Annotated in this window: 1 protein-coding gene; it reads left to right on the forward strand. The window is 73.0% G+C overall.

Annotated features, from left to right (window positions below; all coding sequences use genetic code 11):
- Window positions 1–1,146: polyketide synthase dehydratase domain-containing protein (locus ACWD3D_RS37325; RefSeq protein WP_451465065.1), on the forward strand; the 1,146-nt coding region annotated here is incomplete at both ends.

Here is a 1,146-nt window from a genome sequence, read left to right on the forward strand (position 1 = left end):
GCTGACCGGCCAGCTCGCGCGTACGGTCCAGCCGTGGCTGGTCGACCACGAGGTCCTCGGACACGTCTTGGTTCCGGCCTCCGCCTTGGTGGAGCTGGCGGTACGGGCCGGCGACGAGGTCGGCTGCCCCATGGTCCGCGAACTCGCGATGACGGCACCGTTGACGGTGCCCGAGCGCGGAGGGCTCCAGCTGCACGTCATGGTCGGCGACCCCGACCCCGACGGCGGTGACCTGCGCACCGTGGAGATCCACGCGCGGCCGGACACCGGTGACGGCGAGTGGACCCTGCACGCCCGAGGAATGCTGTCCGGTATCGCGGTCGGCGCGGGTGAGTGGGCGGAGCAGGTGTGGCCGCCGGCCGGGGCGCAGGCGGTCGACGTGGACGCCGCGTACGAGGCGCTGGCCGACCGGGGGTACGGCTACGGCCCTGCGTTTCGCGCCGTACGGGCGGTGTGGCGTCGCGGCGAGGACGTTTTCGCCGAGGTGAGCGCCGCCCAGGCGCTCGACCTCGCCGGATTCGGTGTTCACCCGGCGCTGCTGGACGCCGTGGTGCACGCGCCGATGCTGGCGGCTGACCCAGGGGACGCCGATGAGGTGCGGGTGCCGTTCCTGTGGGAGGGCGTGATGCTGCACGCGGTCGGCGCCACGGCGATGCGGGTGAAGATCAGCCCGGCCGGCGCGGACGCGGCGACCGTGCAGGTCGTCGACGAGACCGGCGCGCCGGTGCTCGGCATCGGTTCGCTGGTGACGCGTGCGGTTTCTCATCAGGCGTTGGCCGCGGCTGCGAGCACCGCGCCAGAGAGCCTGTTCGAGGTGGTCTGGTCCCCGGTGACGACCCCGCTCATGACCACCCCGCCGAACGCGGAGCCGCCGGTCACGGTCTGGGAGTGGCGCTCGGAGCCGGGAGCCGCACAGATCGCCTCGATGCACGCCGCGACGCACGCGGCCTTGGCGGCGGTGCAGGCGCGGCTGGAGGATTCGGAGCGTCCCGATTCGGTGCTGGCGGTGGTGACTCGGGGTGCGGTCGCGCTGTCGGGTGAGGGGGTCGCTGACTTGGCGGCGTCGGCGGTGTGGGGTCTGGTGCGTTCGGCGCAGTCCGAGAATCCGGGCCGGTTCGTTCTCATCGACACGGATGCCGAGCTCTC

This window comes from Streptomyces sp. NPDC002690, from assembly GCF_053592415.1.